This window comes from Cohnella sp. GbtcB17 (assembly GCF_019091135.1).
Classification (GTDB): Bacteria; Bacillota; Bacilli; order Paenibacillales; family Paenibacillaceae; genus Cohnella.
The window spans coordinates 1-230 of the sequence record NZ_JAGXJW010000549.1; the positions used below are offsets into that span (position 1 = coordinate 1).

Annotated in this window: 1 protein-coding gene; it reads left to right on the forward strand. The window is 59.6% G+C overall.

What is annotated here, in order from left to right; genetic code table 11:
• Positions 1–230, forward strand: a 230-nt coding sequence (locus tag KVT38_RS34400; RefSeq protein WP_483298221.1) for a hypothetical protein, incomplete at both ends; no start/stop codon positions are given.

Consider the following 230-nt stretch of genomic DNA (forward strand, 5'->3'; position numbering starts at 1 on the left):
CAGCGTAACAGCCGACAAGCTGGCGAACGGCAGCGTAACGGCCGACAAGTTGGCCGAAGGCAGCGTACCAGCCGACAAGTTGGCCGAAGGCAGCGTCAAGACGTCTGCGCTTGCGTTTTTCGCGGACGGTACGAATCAATTGGAAAACAGCGCCGTCAACTTCGACAAGCTGGCAGCCGAGAGCGTCGGGTCGATTCATATCGAGGAGCGGTCCGTAGACGGCGGTAAAC